Genomic DNA, 16,847 nt, shown 5'->3' with positions numbered 1-16,847 from the left:
GGTCGGGTCCGGACCCTCCGTCGTCGGAAACGGCCCGGAGTGCCGAACCCTCGCAGTCTACGGGGCCTTGAAGCCGCGGTGGAGGGCCACGATGCCGCCGGTCAGGTTGCGCCAGGCCACCTTCGTCCAGCCGGCCTGCTGCAACTCGGCGGCCAGCGAAGGCTGGTCGGGCCAGGACCGGATCGACTCGGCGAGGTAGACGTACGCCTCCGGGTTCGAGGACACCTTGGTGGCCACCGGCGGCAGCGCCCGCATCAGGTACTCGGTGTACACGGTGCGGAACGGCGTCCAGGTCGGCGTGGAGAACTCGCAGATCACCACCTTGCCACCGGGCTTGGTGACCCGGAGCATCTCGCGCATCGCGCCCTGGTGGTCCTGCACGTTGCGCAGCGCGAAGGAGATCGTCACCGCGTCGAACGACTCGTCCGCGAACGGCAGCCGGGTCGCGTCGCCGGCGGTCAGCGCCAGTTCGGGGTGCCGGCTCTTGCCCTCGGTCAGCATCCCGATCGAGAAGTCGCACGGCACGACATCCGCGCCGGCCTCCAGGAACGGCAGCGAGGACGTCCCGGTGCCCGCACCGAGGTCCAGGATGCGCTGGCCCGCGACGGCCCCCACCGCATCGGCCACCGCGCGGCGCCACAGCCGGGCCTGGCCCAGCGAGAGCACGTCGTTGGTGCGGTCGTACTTGGCCGCGACGTCGTCGAACATGGCGGCGACATCGTGCGGCTGCTTGTCCAGATGGGCTCGGGTCACGCCCCCATTGTTAACCCAGCCCCCCGGACGACCGTCACCAGGGCTCACCGCAGCGCGCGGCGGCCCCCCTTGCGGCGCCGACGCGACCGCTTCCCGTGCGTCAGCGCGGGCATCCCCTCCGCCGCGAACGCCACCGTGATCCCGGCCGCCCCCGCCTGCCCGTCCGCCGGGTACGCCCGCCTCAGCCGCCGGATCCGCAACACGCACACCAGGCACAGCAGCACCGCCACCGGCACACTCGTCTGCGCCAACCCGACACCCACCGGCTGCGGATACCGCTTCCCGCACACCCGCACCGCACCCGCGTCGTCCGCCGCTCGCTCCAGACAGATCGGATCGCCGACCTTCGCGCCCTCCGGCAGCCACAGGTCCGCGGCCGTCAGCTTCCGCCCGTCCGCGAGATAGCTCACCTGGCTGTACGTCCCGCTGCCACCCGGCAGTTGGGTCACCGTGCCCTCGACCCGCACCGGATGCGCATTGATCCGGTCCGCCTGGTCCGCCTGCCGCCACCCCAGCAGACACATCGTGACGGCCACCACGGCACTCAGCACCGCCCCCACGTACCACCCCCGGCCGGACCTGGTCCGCGAATAATCGGAGGTGGCGGGTCGCATGCGTCCTGTTCCTGACTCGGCGAAGTACTGAATCGGGATCGTAGCCGCTGGTAGGCCATCAGGTCACGATGCGTCAGGATTTGGGGTCAACGACCAGGGGCTCGTGGGGGCACCTCCCAGCCCCCAGGGCTGGGGGAGAACGGCGAGGGCGAGTCCGCGGAGGATCAACAGGGTGCGAAGAGGTCCCGTCGTTTCTGGTCCCCGCCTTTGACCCGCCGCAGCCACGACCCCCCGCAGCCCGGCCCCGCCGTTCCCCGGGCCCCTGGCTTTCCTCACCTTCTGCGAAAAAGCAGCCGTCCGCCGAGGACCGTCGCCAAGCAGCTCGCCCCGGTCTCCAGCTCCTCCAGCGTCCGGGCGTCGAACACCGCGAAGTCCGCCGCCCCGCCGACCGTCAACGGCCCATGCACGGCAGCACGCAGCGACTGACCGTCCAGCGGATCGAGCTCCCCCGCTTCCCCGGTCCCTGGTAGCGCTCGCAGCCCGGACCGCGCCACCGCGGTCCGCACCGACGCCCGGTCGAACGGGCCCGTCACGGCCGTCGCGCCGAACCCGAGCATCCGCTGGAGGCCCCGACGGGCACTCCCGCCCCACCGTTCCTCGCTCAACTCGCCGGACGGCAGCAGCGGCCGGTCCCCCAACTCCTCGCGCGGGTCCGGGTGGTAGGCGCTCTCCAGCAGCCACCGCCCGTGCCGGTTGACCAGCCCGGGCACCAGCACGCCGTCCCACTCACGCACCCTGGCCGACCCGGAGGCCAGCTCGGCGAACGGCCCGATCGCAGTGACCGTCGCGTCAGCGACAAGCACCGCCCCGTCCACGATCGACGGGGCGGCAGGGTCGGCCACGACCTCGCGGGCGCGATGAAGCGTCAGCACGGGACAGTGGTCAGTTCGTGGCCAGGATGGTCAGTTCGGGGTGCGCGGTGCCGCCCTCGATCGCGGTGGAGGCGATGTGCGAGGCGACTCGCGGGTCCACCGGGTCGTTGGCGGGGTCGTCCAGGACGCGCAGGTGCTGGTACGTGGTGGAGCGCTGGGCGGGGACGCGGCCGGCCGTGCGGATCAGGTGGATCAGCTCGTGCAGGTTGGAGCGGTGCTTGGCGCCGGCCGCGGAGACCACGTTCTCCTCGAGCATGACCGAGCCGAGGTCGTCCGCGCCGTAGTGCAGCGACAGCTGGCCGGCCTCCTTGCCGGTGGTCAGCCAGGAGCCCTGGATGTGGGCGACGTTGTCGAGGAACAGGCGGGCGATGGCAATCATCCGCAGGTACTCGAACACCGTGGCCTGGGTGGAGCCCTTCAGGTGGTTGTTCTGCGGCTGGTAGGTGTAGGGGATGAAGGCCCGGAAGCCGCCGGTGCGGTCCTGCACGTCGCGGATCATCCGCAGGTGCTCGATCCGCTCGGCGTTGGTCTCGCCGGTGCCCATCAGCATGGTGGAGGTGGATTCGACGCCGAGGCGGTGCGCGGTCTCCATGATTTCCAGCCAGCGCTCGCCGGACTCCTTCAGTGGGGCGATCGCCTTGCGCGGCCGCTCCGGCAGCAGCTCGGCGCCGGCGCCCGCGAACGAGTCCAGGCCGGCGGCGTGGATTCGGGTGATCGCCTCTTCGATGGAGACGCCGGAGATCTTCGCCATGTGCTCGACCTCGGAGGCGCCCAGCGAGTGGATCACCAGCTCGGGGAAGCGCTCCTTGATCGCGGAGAAGTTCCGCTCGTAGTACTCGACCCCGTAGTCGGGGTGGTGCCCGCCCTGGAACATGATCTGGGTGCCGCCGAGCTCGACGGTCTCCGCGCAGCGGCGCAGGATCTCCTCGAGGTCCCGCGACCAGCCCTTGTCGCTCTTCGGCGGGACGTAGAACGCGCAGAACTTGCACGCCGTCACGCAGACGTTGGTGTAGTTGATGTTCCGTTCGATGATGTACGTGGCGATGTGCTCCACGCCCGCGTACCGCCGCCGGCGCACCGCGTCGGCTGCCGCGCCGAGCGCGTGCAGCGGGGCCGAACGGTACAGCTCCAGCGCCTCTTCGGCGGTGATCCGGCCGCCCTCGGCCGCACGGTCCAGAACGGCCTGCAGCTGGGCGGCGGAAAGGTTCTGCTCGGACACCTGGCGGGCCTGCTTTCATCGTCGGAGGGGCGTCCCGCCCAGACTACGCCAGGGCATTTCCGCCCCTGCTCAGCCCTACTGCTGCTTCAGCAAGTCCCCTTCCGGGTCGGTGCCGAGCTGCGCCCCGGTGACCGACACGTGCAGGCCCGCACCGTTGTCCAGGACGGTGTACGTCTGCGTCTCGGACACCACGCCGCACCCGGACTGCGGACCGTCCAGCCGTTCCCGCAGGGTGATCGTCCGGGCGTCGGCCGACACCAGGGTCAGCACGCCGCGGCAGACGGTGCTGCTGAACGCCGAGGCGTTGCTGGTCCGTCCGACGTCCTCGCCGACCTTCCCGGCGGTGAAGGTGGCCGTGAACGTGGACGGCAGCGCGACCACCTTGGTGGTGATGGTGCCCTTCCAGGTGCCGAGGAACGCGCCGGGAAGCGCTTTCCCGTTGCTTGCCGAACCGGAACTGCCGCCGAACGGGCTGCTACTGGCCGCGCCCGACGGAGGAACCGGCGCGGCAGGAGACTGCGTGGCGCCCGACGGAGGAGCCGGCGCGGCAGGAGACTGCGTGGCGCCCGGCGTCCCGGACTGCCAGGGCAGGTTCCCGGTCGCGGCCAGCCCGCCGTACAGCGCGCCCAGCAGCACCACCCCGGCCGCCACCGCCATCCACACCCGGCTCCGCCGCCCGCGTTCCAGCTGTTCCGTCACCGCGCCCGGGGCGACCCGCGCCGCTCCGCCGTCCAGCGCGGTGGGCACCCGGTCCACGACGGCGGGCGTCGCCGGGCCGGCGACGCCAGGCGCGCCGTCGGCCTCCAGGTCGAGCAGCTCGACGGCGGCGCGGCCGACCGCGGCGGCCAGTGGGCCGGGCAGCCAGGTCTCGGGGCCGACGGCGGCGGCGCCGGGGGCGAGCCGGGCGCGCAGTTCGGCGGGGGTGGGGCGGCGGTCCGGGTCCTTGGCCAGGCACTCCGTCACGATCTCGCGCAGCTCACCGTCCAGGCCGCGCAGTTCCGGTTCCTCGTGGAGCACCCGGTAGAGCAGGACGGCGGCGCTGACGCCCTCGCCGAACGGGGCGGTGCCGGTGGCGGCGAAGGCGAGCAGGGCGCCCAGCGAGAAGACGTCGCCGGCCGGTCCGACCGGCGAACCGGCGGCCTGCTCGGGCGACATGAAGCCGGGCGAGCCGACCACGTACCCGCTGTGGGTGAGCGAGGCGGCGGCGTCCAGCGCCCGGGCCACCCCGAAGTCGATCAGCCGGGGGCCGTCCAGGGTGAGCAGCACGTTGGACGGTTTGACGTCCCGGTGCACCAGGCCGAGCGTGTGCACCTGGTCCAGGGCCTCGGCCAGCCAGGCGCCGAGGGCGTGCACGGAGGGGGCGGGCAGCGGTCCGCCAGTGTGCACGGCGGCGCCGAGCGAGGGGCCGGCGATGTAGCCGGTGGCCACCCAGGGGCGGGGGCCTTCGGTGTCGGCGTCCAGGACGGGCGCGGTCCACCGGCCGCCGACCTTGCGGGCGGCGGACACCTCCTGGCGGAACCTGGCCCGGAACTCCGGGTCGTCGGCGAGTTCGGGGCGGACGGCCTTGACGGCGACGGTCCGCCCGCCCGCCGTCCGGCCCAGGTAGACCCGCCCCATGCCGCCGGCGCCGAGCCGCCGCAGCAGCCGGTAGTCGCCGATCGTCGACGGGTCGTCAGCCGTCAGCAGCTCCATGACCGTTCCCCCTCCGGCGCCGGCCGCCGCCCCTCGACCGCCGGCGAAACCCACCAGGACCGGTGCGATCATCCCAAAATGATCGGAGGTCCGGCGCGTCAATTCTCAGGCAGGAACGGCCGTTTCGGCCCCGACCGGCTCCAGCAGCCGGATCTCCACGTCCGGCGCGAAGCCGCTGTCGTGCGCGACCCGGCGGGCGAACTCGGCCAGACCGGCCAACTGGCGCTCGCCCAGCGAGAAGTCCAGCGCCTCGCTGAAGTACCGCTCCAGCAGCGGCGCGTCGAACTCCTCCCAGCGGGCGGCCTGTTCGGCGACCTTGGCGGCCTCGGTCAGCGAGAGGTCGCGGGACTCCAGGAACGCCCGGTGCACGGCGGCGGTCAGCTCCGGGTGCTGCTCGACGTACTCGCGGCGGGCGGCCCAGACCGCGAACACGAAGGGCAGGCCGGTCCACTCCTTCCACATCGCGCCGAGGTCGTGCACGGCCAGCCCCTGCCGGGGGGCCTGCTCCAGCGAGGCGCGCAGCGCGGGGTCGCCGATCAGCACGGCGGCGTCGGCCTCGGCGAGCATCGCGTCCAGGTCGGGCGGGCAGCTGAAGTACTCGGGGCGCACCCCTTCGCGCTCCTCCAGCAGCAGCCGGGCCAGCCGGACGGAGGTGCGGCTGGTCGAGCCGAGCGCGACCTTGCGGCCACCCAGTTGGTCCAGCGGGACCTTGCTGACGATCACGCAGGACATCACCGGGCCGTCGCTGCCCACCGCGATGTCGGGGAGGACCACCAGCCGGTCCGCGTTGCGCAGGTACTCCACGCAGGTGATCGGGCCGAGGTCGAGTTCGCCGGCCACCAGCCGGTCGCTCAGCTTCTCCGGGGTGTCCTTGGTGAGGTCGAGGTCGAGCAGGTTCCCCGTGCGCGCCAGCCCCCAGTAGAGGGGAAGACAGTTGAGGAACTGAATGTGTCCGACCCGCGGCCTGACCGCGGCCGCCGGCCGTTCGGCTTCCCGACTGCTCACCGTGTACTCCCTTGCCGTTGGTGCTCTCCGGGCAGCGTATGCCTGCCGCTCCGGGGGGCTCGCACCCGGTGCCCGACACACCGTTCGGGGGCGCTCCGACATGCTCTCCGACACGCTCTCCGACACCTCCGTCGGCCCCTGGTCGGGGCCGCCACCGCGTGCTACCGTTCACACCAGTTGCAGTTTGATTCCCCTTGCAGTACTTGGAGCCTGCGGAGCATGTAACCGCGGGCTTTTTGTAATTTTTCAGCAGTATCAGGCATCAATTGAGCATTGATTGAGCACTGTGCGAAAAAACTCCGGGCTCGTCCGGAGGCAGGGCGATCAGCGCAGCGGACCCGGGCGCCACAAGGTGTGGTGTCCACTACGTCCCTTGCAAGGAGAACGGTATGGCGACCGGAACCGTCAAGTGGTTCAACGCCGAGAAGGGCTTCGGCTTCATCGCCCAGGAGGGCGGCGGCCCCGACGTCTTCGTCCACTACTCCGCCATCAACGCGAGCGGCTTCCGCTCGCTGGAGGAGAACCAGGCGGTCAGCTTCGACGTCACCCAGGGCCCGAAGGGCCCGCAGGCCGAGAACGTCGTCGCTATCTGACATCTCTGCACTTCTGATCGCTCACGGCCCCTCGGGTCCGTATGAGTTGAAGTCCCCAAGGGGGCCCGCCCATCGGCGGGCCCCCTGCCTTTTCCGCCCGAATTTCCCCTCCCGACACATTCCGTCCGCATTCCGGACGCATTTCCGATAAACCTCCGGCCCCACCGCCGGAGCGGCCCCGACCCCGCTATCCGGGCCGCGGCCCGACGGGGGGATCATCGAGGCATGCACCGCCTCCGATCCGCCCACCGCACCCTCGACCGCACGCTGCGCCGGATCGGTATCGACACCTATCTCCTGCTGCTGCTCGGCACCGTCCTGCTGGCCACCGTGCTGCCCGCCCGGGGCGCCGCCGCGAGTGCCGTCACCGGCGGTGTGCACCTCGCCGTCGGCCTGCTGTTCTTCCTGTACGGCGCCCGGCTCTCCCCGCAGGAGGCGCTGGCCGGTGCCCGGCACTGGCGGCTGCACCTGCTGATCCTCGGCTGCACCTTCGTGCTGTTCCCACTGCTCGGCAAGGCCACCCGGCTGCTGCCCGACGCGGTGCTGCCGCCGGAGCTGTTCACCGGCGTCCTGTTCCTCACCCTGCTGCCGTCCACCGTGCAGTCCTCGATCGCGTTCACCTCGATCGCCGGCGGCAACGTGGCCGCCGCGATCTGCGCCGCGACCTTCTCCAGCCTGCTGGGCATCGTGCTGACCCCGCTGCTCGCCGCCTGGCTGCTCTCCGGCGCGTCCGGCGTCTCGGTGGACGGCGGCCAGGTGCTGGACGTGGTGCTGCAGTTGCTGGTCCCGTTCGCCGCCGGTCAGCTGCTGCGCCGCTGGGTCGGGCCGTGGATCGCCCGGCACCGGCTGGTGACCCGGCTGGTGGACCGGGGTTCGATCCTGCTGATCGTCTACAGCGCGTTCGGCGAGGGCGTCCGCGAGGGCATCTGGAGCCGGGTCACGGTCGGGCAGTTGCTGGCTCTCGTGGTGCTGTCCTCGGTGCTGCTGGCCACCGTCCTCGGCTTCACCCACGTGGCCTCCCGGCGGCTCGGCTTCTCCCGCCCGGACCGGATCACCATCCAGTTCTGCGGCTCCAAGAAGTCCCTGGCCAACGGCCTGCCGCTGGCCACCATCCTGTTCCCGGCGGGCGCGGTCGGGCTGACGGTGCTGCCGCTGATGCTGTTCCACCAGATCCAGCTGATGGTCTGCACCGTCCTCGCCCAACGCTGGGCGAGGAATGTCCCTGACGGGGCATCAGCCACTACGCTGCCCGGGTGACCTCACTGCCGGACACCCCGCAGACCCGGGTCGGCTCCGCCGAGCGCGACGCCACCACGGAACGCCTCCAGCAGGCGTACGCCGAAGAACGGATCACCCACGAGGAGATGGAGCAGCGCCTGCAGCAGGCGCTCACCGCCACCACCCGGGCCGAACTCGACCTGGTCACCGCCGATCTGCCCGCGGACCGGCCGGTCGAGGACGACACCGCCACCATCGCGGCCGCCGGCGGCCGGATCGTCCGCCGCGGCGCCTGGCGGGTGCCGCGCGTCCTGAAGGTCGCCTCCCCGTTCGGCAAGGTCCGGCTCGACCTGTCGCACGCGATCATCGACCACCCGGTGGTCGACATCGAGCTCGGCCTGGGCTTCGGCCGCGCCACCATCACCGTCCCGCACAACGCCACCGTCGACGTGTCCGGCGTCCAGGGCGGCTGGAAGGACGTCCGCTACCGGCCACCCCGGCACGCCGTCCCGGGCGGCCCGCTCATCCGGATCACGGGCACCCCCGGCTTCGGCCGCCTGCGCGTCCGGCACGCCCGCGGCCGCTGACCTGCGCGGCCGGCCGCTCCGAAGCCGGCCGTTCAGAGCCAGCCGCGTTGCGCCGCCTTGATGCCCGCCTCGAACCGGCTGGCCGCGCTCAGCCGCTCCATGATCGACGCCATGTGCCGGCCGACGGTGCGCGAGGAGATGCCCAGCCGCTGCCCGGCGGTGTCGTCGGTGAGCCCGGTGCCGAGCAGCCGCAGCAACTCCCGCTCGGTGGGGGTGAGTCCGGTGGCGGGGTCGTCGGGGGTGGCGGCGCCGAGCGGGACGGCGGTGTTCCAGGCCTGCTCGCAGAGGTCCGCCAGGGCGCGCAGGATGCCGGGCTCGGTGACGTGCAGCGCGCCCTTGCGGTTGTCGTCCGGGTCGATCGGGACGAGCGCCTCCCGCCGGTCCACCAGCACGATCCGCTGCGGGATGACGGGTGCGGTGCGGACCTCGCCGCCGCGGCTGAGCAACCAGTGCGCGTATCCGGACACGTGCGGCTGGCTGCGGGTGGAGTCCTGATAGAGCGTCCGGACGGCCACCCCGCGGTCGAGCACCTCCGCATCGGCGGGCCGGGACGCGTCGAGGTCCTCCGCGAACTGCTGGCCCGGCTGGCTGCTCAGCACCTCGACGGCGGCGGCGCGCCCCATCCGCTCCAGCCGACGGTGGATGGCGTCCATGCCGGTGAGCCGCTCGCCGTGCGCGGCGTGGTGCTCGGCGCGGTCGGCGACCATGCGGGTGACGGCGGCCCGGGAGGCGGCCAGCGCGGCCTGCCGGGAGGCGAGTTCGGCCTCCTGCCGGGCCAGCATGTCGGCCAGGCCGATCGACGGGTCGACCGCGCGCATCCGGCCCGGCTGCTCGGCGGAGGCGCGGACCAGCATCAGCGCGCCGAGCTCGTCCAGGCTGTCGTGGACGTCTCCGGGTGCCAGGCCGCAGCGCACTGCCACGTCGGTCACCGAATCGGCCGGGTGGTCGAGCATGGCCTGATAGACCCGACCGGCACGGGCCGACAGTCCGAGTGCTTCCAGCATGAGTACCCCCTCCAGGTGGCGGACGTGCATGCCTCGTGAGCTCCCCCACACGAAGCGTCACGGAATCCTCTCAGCACAGAGAATCGCTCACAAGATCGAATATGTGGCATTGCTGGGCTCTCGCACCGGATGCCGGAAGGATCCTGCGTGTGCGGCACATCACCGTTGCAGCCGATATGGCCGCATTGCGGGGAGACTATTGACATGGACATGTCTCCGTGTCCGAAGTCGGACAGGCGGATTGGGGACGGCCCGGAAGCCTTCTCGACGGGCGGCCGGGCGACGAGAGTAGTCATCGCCGCCAGGGAGAACCGGCCGGGCGGCGAACCGGAGAGCGCGTCAACCGCGGGACGCCCCCACGGGAACGACCAACCCCTTTGCCGAAACCGACAGTTGAGGAGAAATCGATGCTTCGCAAGCACTTCGCCAAGGCCGCCGCGGTCCCGCTCGCCCTGGGCGCCCTGATCACCGCCCCCGCCGCCCTGGCCGCCGCCGACTCCGCCCCGACCACCCGCACCACCGTCGCCGACGGCCCGATCGACGGCAGCCTCGGCTGGGGCGGCAACATCGTCAGCGGCGACAGCCTCGGCTGGGGCGGCAACATCGCCCAGGGCGACAGCCTCGGCTGGGGCAGCTGACCCGATGGAAATCGTCTACGCCAGCCTGCATCGCAGAAACACCACCGACCCGGTCCCGCCCAACGAGGTGGGCGAGGTCCTCGGCATCCTGTGGGCGCACGCCCGCCCCGAGGAGAACCTCGAGCACGTGAGCGCCCGCAGCGAGCGCGACCGCCTCGACCTGCTGCTCTACCTGCTCACCCCCCGGCCCGGCGCCGCCACGCCACCACCCGTGGCCGCCGCCCACAGCCTGCTCGTCCGCAGCCACCAGGCCTCCCCCGTGCTGCGCCGACGCTTCCAGGCGCCGACCCCGGAGCCCGTTCCGACCGAGCACTGAACTCCCGTACCAGGCAAGCCCGTTCGCACAACCGACCGCTGACCCTGCAGGACAGCCGTCCGCCCGCGCACGTCGCCCCTCGGGGGCATCGCCCGTCAACCGTTCGATGCCACAAGGAGATCCGTCATGCCCGCCGCCACGTCCAAGCTCGCCCGCGTCGCCCTGGCCACCGCCATCGCCGTCTCGGGCTCGGTCGCCGCCACCGCCGTCACCCTCGCCACCGCCACCACCGCCCGGGCCGCCTCGGCCGTGGACGGCCCGGTCACCCGCGGCGAGATCATCCAGCGCGCCCAGTACTGGTACGGCAAGTCGATCCCCTACAACCAGGGCGGCGACGGGCGCGGCGGCTGGGCCACGCGCGCCAAGATCGCCACCGGTACGACCACCGACCAGAACACCGTCCACTTCGCCGACGTCACCGGCGACGGCCACGCCGACTACCTCGTCGTCAACGGCCCCACCACCGCCTTCGCCTACAACGGCGGCGACGACGCCGGCGGCTGGATCAACCTCGGCCAGATCGCCACCGGCGTCTGACCCGGCAACACCGCGGCCGCCGGACCTCGCCACTTCCGGGCACCGACGCCCGCCCCGCCCGGGCACTGAACTCCCACACCGGGCACCGACGTTCGCGCATCCAATCGCAGCATCCGCACCTCCCCCGCGCCACGCCGACGCTTCCTGGCGCGGCACGGGAACCCGCCCCGCCCGAGCGCTTGAACTCCCGCGCCGGGCAAGCCCGTTCGCTCACCCGCGCAGACCCGACCGCTGGCCCTGCAGGACAGCCGTCCACCCGAGCACGCCGCCCCATCGGCGGCACAGCCCATCAACCAACCCGCGCCACAAGGAGATTCACCATGCCCGCAAACGCGTCCAAGCTCGCCCGCCTCGCCCTGGCCGCCACCGTCTCGCTCTCCGGTGCGGTCGCCACCACCGCCGCCACGGCCGTCTTCGGCGCCACCTCGGCGCACGCCGCGACCACGTCCTCGGTGGACGGTCCGATCACCCGCAGCGAGATCATCCAGCGCGCCCAGTACTGGCTGGGCAAGTCGATCCCCTACAACCAGGGCGGCTCGTACGGCGACTCCTCCGGCCGCAGCTACCGCACCGACTGCTCGGGTTACGTCTCGATGGCCTGGCACCTGGGTTCCAGCCTGAGCACCCAGACCCTGCCGGGCGTCGCCACCGAGATCTCGCGCAGCGACCTCAAGCCGGGCGACATCCTCAACAGCTTCTACGACCACGTGCTGCTGTTCGAGAAATGGGACGACGCCGCGCACACCACCTTCTCCTACTACTCCTTCGGGTCCACCCCGGTGAAGCACGTCACCGGCCAGTCGATCAACGCCGCCACCTTCGACTCGCACCCGAACGGTGACTACAAGGCGCTGCGCTACAAGAAGGTCATCAACGGCAGCGCCGGCACCGAGTCGGGCGGCGCGGGCCGGGCCCGGTTCGCGGACTTCGACGGCGACGGCAAGGCCGACTACATCTTGGTCGAGGACTCCGGCGCGATCCGGGTCTTCCTCAACAAGGGCGGCGACGGCCACGGCGGCTGGCAGGACCTCGGCCAGGTCGCCTCCGGCCTGACCAACGACAAGTCCCGGGTCCGGTTCGCCGACTTCGACGGCGACGGCAAGGCCGACTACATCGTCATCCAGCCGAACGGGGCCGTCGGCGTGTTCAAGAACAACGGCGGCGACGGCCGCGGCGGCTGGCAGGACCTCGGCCAGGTCGCCACCGGCCTCACCACCGACCCCGACCAGGTCCGGTTCGCGGACTTCGACGGCGACGGCAAGGCCGACTACGTCATGACCCAGGCCGACGGCTCGGTGGGCGTCTTCCGCAACACCAACGGCGCCGGCGGCTGGCAGGACCTCGGCAAGGTCGCGGGCGGCGTCACCTCCGACCGCTCCCGGATCCGCTGGGCCGACATCAACGGCGACGGCCGGGCCGACTACAACATCATCAACCCGGACGGCTCGATCACCAGCTACACCAACAACGGCGGCGACACCGGCGGCGGCTGGACCCTGCGCGCCAAGATCGCATCCGGCCTGACCACCAACCAGAATGTCGTCCACTTCGCCGACGTCACGGGCGACGGGAGCGCCGACTACCTGGTCGTCAACGGCCCGACCAACGCCTTCGCCTACAACGGCGGCGACGACACCGGCGGCGGCTGGATCGACCTCGGCCAGATCGCCGCCGGCGTCTGACCCCCGCAGCACCGCATCGCCGCAGCGCCGGCCCGCCGTCCCCGCCCGGGGAGCGGCCGGCCGGCGCCGCCCTCCGACCGCACCCGTACGAGCCGAAGGACATCGCTGTGAAGCGCCCCACCTCCCTCGCCCTGGCCGCCGCAATCGCCGTGGGCGTCCTCTCCGCGACCGCCGCCCCCTCCTCCGCCGCCACCGTTCCGCCCACCCCGGCCCCGCTGCGCGTCATGCCGCTCGGCGACTCCATCACCGCGGGCGTCGGCAGCACCTCCGGCGCCGGCTACCGGCTGCCGCTCTACAACACGCTGTCCGGACAGTCCCGTTACCGCTTCGACCTGGTCGGCTCCTGGTCCGGCGGCGCGGTCGGCGACCCGGACAACGACGGCCACAGCGGCGCGCTGATCGACGAGATCACCCAGAACATCGACAGCTGGCTGGCCGGCGCCCAGCCCGACGTGGTCCTGCTGCACCTCGGCATCAACGACCTCGACCGCGGCGACCGGACCCACGCCCCCGACCGGCTCGCCGCCCTGGTCGACCGGATCGCCGCCGACCGGCCCACCGCGACCGTGCTGGTCCAGGGCCTCATCCCGACCACCGGCCAGCTGGAGAGCGCCGCCCAGACCTTCAACGCCGCCGTCCAGGCCCAGCTCCAGAGCCGCGCCGACGCCGGCCGCAAGGTCCGCTACCTCACGCCGCCCGCGCTCACCACCGCCGAGATGAACGACCGTCTGCACCCCAACGACAAGGGCTACGCGCGGATGGCCCAGGTCTTCACCGCCGGCCTCGACCAGGCGTTCACCGACGGCCTGGCCGTCCGCCCCGCCGCCCCGCGGGCCGGCACCGAGGCGGGCGGCGCGGGCCGGGCCCGGTTCGCCGACTTCGACGGCGACGGCAAGGCCGACTACATCGTGGTCGAGGACTCCGGCGCCGTCCGGGTCTTCCTCAACAAGGGCGGCGACGGCCACGGCGGCTGGCAGGACCTCGGCCAGGTCGCCACCGGCCTCACCAGCGACAAGTCCCGCGTCCGGTTCGCCGACTTCGACGGCGACGGCAAGGCCGACTACCTCGTCATCCAGCCGGGCGGCGCGGTGAACGTCTTCCTCAACAAGGGCGGCGACGGCCGCGGCGGCTGGCAGGACTACGGTCAGGTCGCCAGCGGCACCACCAGCAACCCCGACCAGGTCCGGTTCGCCGACTTCGACGGCGACGGCCGCGCCGACTACGTGACGATCGGCGACGACGGCGCCGTCAACGTCTTCCTCAACCGCGGCGGCGACGGCCACGGCGGCTGGAACGTCCAGGGCAAGGTCGCCGGCGGCGTCACCACCGACCGCTCCCGGGTCCGCCTCGCCGACGTCACCGGCGACGGCCGCGCCGACTACAACGTCATCAACCCGGACGGCTCCATCACCAGCTACACCAACAACGGCGGCGACACCCACGGCGGCTGGACCCTCCGCCCCAAGATCGCCGCCGGCCTCACCACCGACCAGAACACCGTCCACCTCGCCGACATCACCGGCGACGCCCGCGCCGACTACCTCATCGTCAACGGCCCCACCCGCGCCTTCGCCAACAACGGCGGCGACGACACCGGCGGCGGCTGGACCGACCTCGGCCAGATCGCCACCGGCGTCTGACCCCCACCCAGCAGAACGGCCCGCACCCCCGGAAAGGGGTGCGGGCCGTCGGGCGGTCAGAAGTCCGAGGTGTCCAGCCGCAGCCCGAACGGTTCCGGCAGTTCGACCGGCTCCCCGAAGGGCAGCGGGCCGATCGCCCGGGTGTACCCGAGCGGGCCAGGCTCTGAGAACAGCGTGCAGGCCCGGTCCCGGCGGTCGATCAGCAGATAGAGCGGAGCCCCGTACTCGGCGTACCGCCGCCGCTTCACCACCCGGTCGGTGTCGCCGTTGGAGTCGGACGTCACCTCGACCACCAGCAAGGTCTGGTCGGGGAGCAGTGCGCCGCTGCCCTTGGCCAACGGGGTGGGTACGACGGCCACGTCCGGGATGAACCAGTTGCTGGACCCTGGAAGATCGAGATCGCCCGCGCCCATCACACAGTCGAGCGCGTGGACCTTGTCGTTCAGTTGGCGGCGCACATGACTGGCGATCGCCTCGTGGTCCCACCCCGGTGCCATCGGCTCGATTACCCCCTCAATGATCTGGACGCGTTCACCGGCGTGATGCTGGATCGCGTACTTCAGGGCCTGTTCCGGATCGACCGAGTTGTACGGCAGTTCGCTGGGCAGAGCACTCATCGACCCCTCCTTCGTCGGCTCCACGCTACCGATCGTCCCTGCTCGTCCCAAAGGAATCTCACCCCAACGAGCGACGGCCCGCACCCCCAGGGGGGTGCGGGCCGTCGGGCAGGGTGTGTGTCAGGCGGCGGCCGGAACCGCGGCGGGACGGTCCTCGGTGAGGAGGTCGCCGGTGGGGCGGTTGTAGGCAGTGAGGTCGAGGGTCTTCTCACGGGCCGAGACCAGGATCGGGACGACGACCTGACCGGCCACGTTGGTGGCGGTGCGCATCATGTCGAGGATCGGGTCGATGGCCAGCAGCAGGCCGACGCCCTCCAGCGGGAGGCCCAGGGTGGAGAGGGTCAGGGTGAGCATCACGATCGCGCCGGTGAGGCCGGCGGTGGCCGCGGAGCCGATCACCGAGACGAAGGCGATCAGCAGGTAGTCCTTGATGCCGAGGTCGATGCCGTACACCTGGGCGACGAAGATCGCGGCGAGCGACGGGTAGATCGCGGCGCAGCCGTCCATCTTGGTGGTCGCGCCGAACGGCGCGGCGAACGACGCGTACTCGGACGGGACCCCGAGGCGCTCGGTGACGCGGCGGGTGACCGGCAGGGTGCCGACGGAGGAGCGGGAGACGAAGGCCAGCTGGATCGCGGGCCAGGCGCCCTTGAAGAAGTTCAGCGGGTTGAGACCGGCGACGAAGCGCAGCAGCAGCGAGTAGACGCCGAACATGACGATCGCGCAGCCGACGTAGACGTCGATGGTCAGGGTGGAGAAGGGCTTAAGCAGGTCCCAGCCGTAGACGGCAACGGACTTGCCGATCAGGCCGAGGGTGCCGAGCGGGGCGAGCCGGATGACCCACCACAGGGCGGTCTGGACGAGTTCGAGGATCGCCTCGGAGAGCTTGCGGACCGGCTCGGCCTTGTCGCCGAGCTTGAGCAGGGCCGCGCCGACGACCACGCCGAGGAAGACGATCTGAAGGACGTTCACCTTCAGGAAGGCGTCGGCGATGTTGGTCGGGATGATGCCGGTCAGGAAGTCGACCCAGCTGCCGCCCTTCTCCACGCCCTTGACGCCGGCGGTGGAGAGGTTGGCGCCCTTGCCGGGGTCGGTGAGCAGGCCGAGGCCGAGGCCGACGGCGACCGCGATCAGCGAGGTGGCGAGGAACCAGAACAGCGTGCGGACGGCGAGCCGGGCGGCGTTGGTGACGTTCCGCAGGTTGGCGACCGAGACGATGATCGCGGTGAAGACCAGCGGCGGGACGGCCAGCTTGAGCAGCTGGACGAAGGTCTTGCCGATGGTGTCGAGGGTGGTCTTCAGCCAGGACACGTCGCCGGACCGGGCGATCCAGCCGAGCAGCAGGCCGAGGACGAGGCCGCCGACGATCTGGACCCAGAACGGGGTGCGTCGGATGCGTCCCAGCAGGGTGGGCGCGGGCGCGGGCGCGGTGGACATGGGTGTGCGACTCCGGTGAGGTGCGGGGGTGGGGTGAGGGGCGGAGGCGGCGGCACGCCGGACGCGGGCCGGGTGGGGAGACCCGGGAGCCGACAGCGGAGCTGTCAGCGCGTCAGGAGCGGCGTGCCGCCCGCATACAGCCGCCGGAGCGACAGCGGCACGGGCCGTCCACGGCACCGGGCAGACGCGGGCAGCGGGACATGAGCGGGGTGCTCGTCCCGGTCTGGCGCGCGGCGTCTGCGGTGGTCATGCCCCGTAGATTAGCAACAAACCTTTGAGATGTTCAAAGTACTTGTTTGAGATCGTTCTCGAACCACCCTTCACTGACGGATCATCAGCCCGAACGGCCCACGGCCTGCAGCTTTGACGCCCCTCTGGTTATACGTATAACTTGAGGCTTCACCGAGACCTCGCCAGAAGGAC

At 71.8% G+C, this 16,847-nt stretch carries 17 protein-coding genes; 8 read left to right on the top strand and 9 right to left on the bottom strand.

Features of this window, described 5'->3' with window-relative positions:
* Positions 1-57 precede the first annotated feature (57 nt).
* The 6 genes from ACIHEI_RS00845 to ACIHEI_RS00820 all read right to left on the bottom strand — a co-directional run bounded on the left by ACIHEI_RS00845 (position 58) and on the right by ACIHEI_RS00820 (position 6,155).
* On the bottom strand, positions 58-753 hold the full coding sequence (locus tag ACIHEI_RS00845; protein ID WP_387638426.1) for a demethylmenaquinone methyltransferase: 696 nt from the start codon (positions 751-753) through the stop codon (positions 58-60).
* 44 nt (positions 754-797) lie between these two features.
* Positions 798-1,367 carry a hypothetical protein gene (locus tag ACIHEI_RS00840; protein ID WP_387638428.1) on the bottom strand — a complete coding sequence of 190 codons (570 nt, stop codon included), beginning with the start codon at positions 1,365-1,367 and terminating at the stop codon, positions 798-800.
* 272 nt (positions 1,368-1,639) lie between these two features.
* The gene (locus ACIHEI_RS00835) at positions 1,640-2,239 is read right to left on the bottom strand and encodes a hypothetical protein (protein ID WP_396605162.1); all 600 of its coding nucleotides are present in this window, start codon (positions 2,237-2,239) and stop codon (positions 1,640-1,642) included.
* A gap of 10 nt (positions 2,240-2,249) precedes the next feature.
* Positions 2,250-3,458 (bottom strand): cyclic dehypoxanthinyl futalosine synthase, encoded by a 1,209-nt coding sequence (gene mqnC, locus ACIHEI_RS00830; protein ID WP_387638433.1) that lies wholly within the window; start codon positions 3,456-3,458, stop codon positions 2,250-2,252.
* A 75-nt stretch (positions 3,459-3,533) separates the two neighbouring features.
* Entirely contained in the window at positions 3,534-5,222 is a 1,689-nt protein-coding gene (locus tag ACIHEI_RS00825) for a serine/threonine-protein kinase (RefSeq protein WP_396605161.1), read from the bottom strand.
* 33 nt (positions 5,223-5,255) lie between these two features.
* Entirely contained in the window at positions 5,256-6,155 is a 900-nt protein-coding gene (locus tag ACIHEI_RS00820; RefSeq protein WP_392946783.1) for a menaquinone biosynthetic enzyme MqnA/MqnD family protein, read from the bottom strand.
* Positions 6,156-6,544: 389 nt separating this feature from the next.
* Between ACIHEI_RS00820 and ACIHEI_RS00815 the strand changes: the two genes are divergently transcribed.
* From ACIHEI_RS00815 to ACIHEI_RS00805, 3 genes are all read left to right on the top strand, one after another.
* Complete coding sequence (locus tag ACIHEI_RS00815) at positions 6,545-6,748, top strand: cold-shock protein (RefSeq protein WP_031063656.1); 204 nt, start codon at positions 6,545-6,547, stop codon at positions 6,746-6,748.
* Between the two features lie 225 nt (positions 6,749-6,973).
* Positions 6,974-8,005 carry a bile acid:sodium symporter family protein gene (locus ACIHEI_RS00810; protein ID WP_396605160.1) on the top strand — a complete coding sequence of 344 codons (1,032 nt, stop codon included), beginning with the start codon at positions 6,974-6,976 and terminating at the stop codon, positions 8,003-8,005.
* Entirely contained in the window at positions 8,002-8,553 is a 552-nt protein-coding gene (locus tag ACIHEI_RS00805) for a DUF1707 domain-containing protein (protein WP_396605159.1), read from the top strand. Before ACIHEI_RS00810 ends, ACIHEI_RS00805 begins: the two co-directional genes overlap by 4 nt.
* A 32-nt stretch (positions 8,554-8,585) precedes the next feature.
* On the opposite strand, the gene ACIHEI_RS00800 is transcribed toward ACIHEI_RS00805, so the two are convergent.
* Entirely contained in the window at positions 8,586-9,587 is a 1,002-nt protein-coding gene (locus ACIHEI_RS00800) for a LuxR C-terminal-related transcriptional regulator (RefSeq protein ID WP_396605158.1), read from the bottom strand.
* Positions 9,588-9,964: 377 nt separating this feature from the next.
* Between ACIHEI_RS00800 and ACIHEI_RS00795 the strand changes: the two genes are divergently transcribed.
* The 5 genes from ACIHEI_RS00795 (at position 9,965) to ACIHEI_RS00775 (ending at position 14,370) form a co-directional block, all read left to right on the top strand.
* Positions 9,965-10,195 carry a hypothetical protein gene (locus tag ACIHEI_RS00795; RefSeq protein ID WP_396605157.1) on the top strand — a complete coding sequence of 77 codons (231 nt, stop codon included), beginning with the start codon at positions 9,965-9,967 and terminating at the stop codon, positions 10,193-10,195.
* 4 nt (positions 10,196-10,199) lie between these two features.
* Complete coding sequence (locus ACIHEI_RS00790) at positions 10,200-10,511, top strand: hypothetical protein (protein WP_396605156.1); 312 nt, start codon at positions 10,200-10,202, stop codon at positions 10,509-10,511.
* A 126-nt stretch (positions 10,512-10,637) separates the two neighbouring features.
* The gene (locus tag ACIHEI_RS00785; RefSeq protein ID WP_396605155.1) at positions 10,638-11,048 is read left to right on the top strand and encodes a hypothetical protein; all 411 of its coding nucleotides are present in this window, start codon (positions 10,638-10,640) and stop codon (positions 11,046-11,048) included.
* 320 nt (positions 11,049-11,368) lie between these two features.
* Positions 11,369-12,730 (top strand): FG-GAP-like repeat-containing protein, encoded by a 1,362-nt coding sequence (locus ACIHEI_RS00780; RefSeq protein WP_396605154.1) that lies wholly within the window; start codon positions 11,369-11,371, stop codon positions 12,728-12,730.
* A 107-nt stretch (positions 12,731-12,837) separates the two neighbouring features.
* Positions 12,838-14,370 (top strand): FG-GAP-like repeat-containing protein, encoded by a 1,533-nt coding sequence (locus ACIHEI_RS00775; RefSeq protein ID WP_396605153.1) that lies wholly within the window; start codon positions 12,838-12,840, stop codon positions 14,368-14,370.
* A 56-nt stretch (positions 14,371-14,426) separates the two neighbouring features.
* On the opposite strand, the gene ACIHEI_RS00770 is transcribed toward ACIHEI_RS00775, so the two are convergent.
* On the bottom strand, positions 14,427-14,987 hold the full coding sequence (locus tag ACIHEI_RS00770; protein WP_387865722.1) for a Uma2 family endonuclease: 561 nt from the start codon (positions 14,985-14,987) through the stop codon (positions 14,427-14,429).
* A 120-nt stretch (positions 14,988-15,107) separates the two neighbouring features.
* Positions 15,108-16,424 (bottom strand): dicarboxylate/amino acid:cation symporter, encoded by a 1,317-nt coding sequence (locus ACIHEI_RS00765; protein ID WP_396605152.1) that lies wholly within the window; start codon positions 16,422-16,424, stop codon positions 15,108-15,110.
* Positions 16,425-16,847: the final 423 nt, after the last annotated feature.

Source organism: Kitasatospora sp. NPDC051984 (assembly GCF_044593455.1).
Lineage (GTDB): Bacteria > Actinomycetota > Actinomycetes > Streptomycetales > Streptomycetaceae > Kitasatospora.
The sequence above is the reverse complement of the archived record's forward strand: the minus strand, read 5'-3'. Positions and strand labels throughout refer to the sequence as shown.

Excerpts from the sequence above, each read along its gene's own strand:
- ACIHEI_RS00810 (WP_396605160.1), top strand. The coding sequence starts at position 6,974 with ATGCACCGCCTCCGATCCGCCCACCGCACCCTCGACCGCACGCTGCGC.
- ACIHEI_RS00785 (WP_396605155.1), top strand. The coding sequence starts at position 10,638 with ATGCCCGCCGCCACGTCCAAGCTCGCCCGCGTCGCCCTGGCCACCGCC.
- ACIHEI_RS00765 (WP_396605152.1), bottom strand. The coding sequence starts at position 16,424 with ATGTCCACCGCGCCCGCGCCCGCGCCCACCCTGCTGGGACGCATCCGA.
- ACIHEI_RS00770 (WP_387865722.1), bottom strand. The coding sequence starts at position 14,987 with ATGAGTGCTCTGCCCAGCGAACTGCCGTACAACTCGGTCGATCCGGAA.
- ACIHEI_RS00815 (WP_031063656.1), top strand. The coding sequence starts at position 6,545 with ATGGCGACCGGAACCGTCAAGTGGTTCAACGCCGAGAAGGGCTTCGGC.
- ACIHEI_RS00800 (WP_396605158.1), bottom strand. The coding sequence starts at position 9,587 with ATGCACGTCCGCCACCTGGAGGGGGTACTCATGCTGGAAGCACTCGGA.
- ACIHEI_RS00780 (WP_396605154.1), top strand. The coding sequence starts at position 11,369 with ATGCCCGCAAACGCGTCCAAGCTCGCCCGCCTCGCCCTGGCCGCCACC.
- ACIHEI_RS00825 (WP_396605161.1), bottom strand. The coding sequence starts at position 5,222 with ATGATCGCACCGGTCCTGGTGGGTTTCGCCGGCGGTCGAGGGGCGGCG.
- ACIHEI_RS00790 (WP_396605156.1), top strand. The coding sequence starts at position 10,200 with ATGGAAATCGTCTACGCCAGCCTGCATCGCAGAAACACCACCGACCCG.
- ACIHEI_RS00795 (WP_396605157.1), top strand. The coding sequence starts at position 9,965 with ATGCTTCGCAAGCACTTCGCCAAGGCCGCCGCGGTCCCGCTCGCCCTG.
- ACIHEI_RS00840 (WP_387638428.1), bottom strand. The coding sequence starts at position 1,367 with ATGCGACCCGCCACCTCCGATTATTCGCGGACCAGGTCCGGCCGGGGG.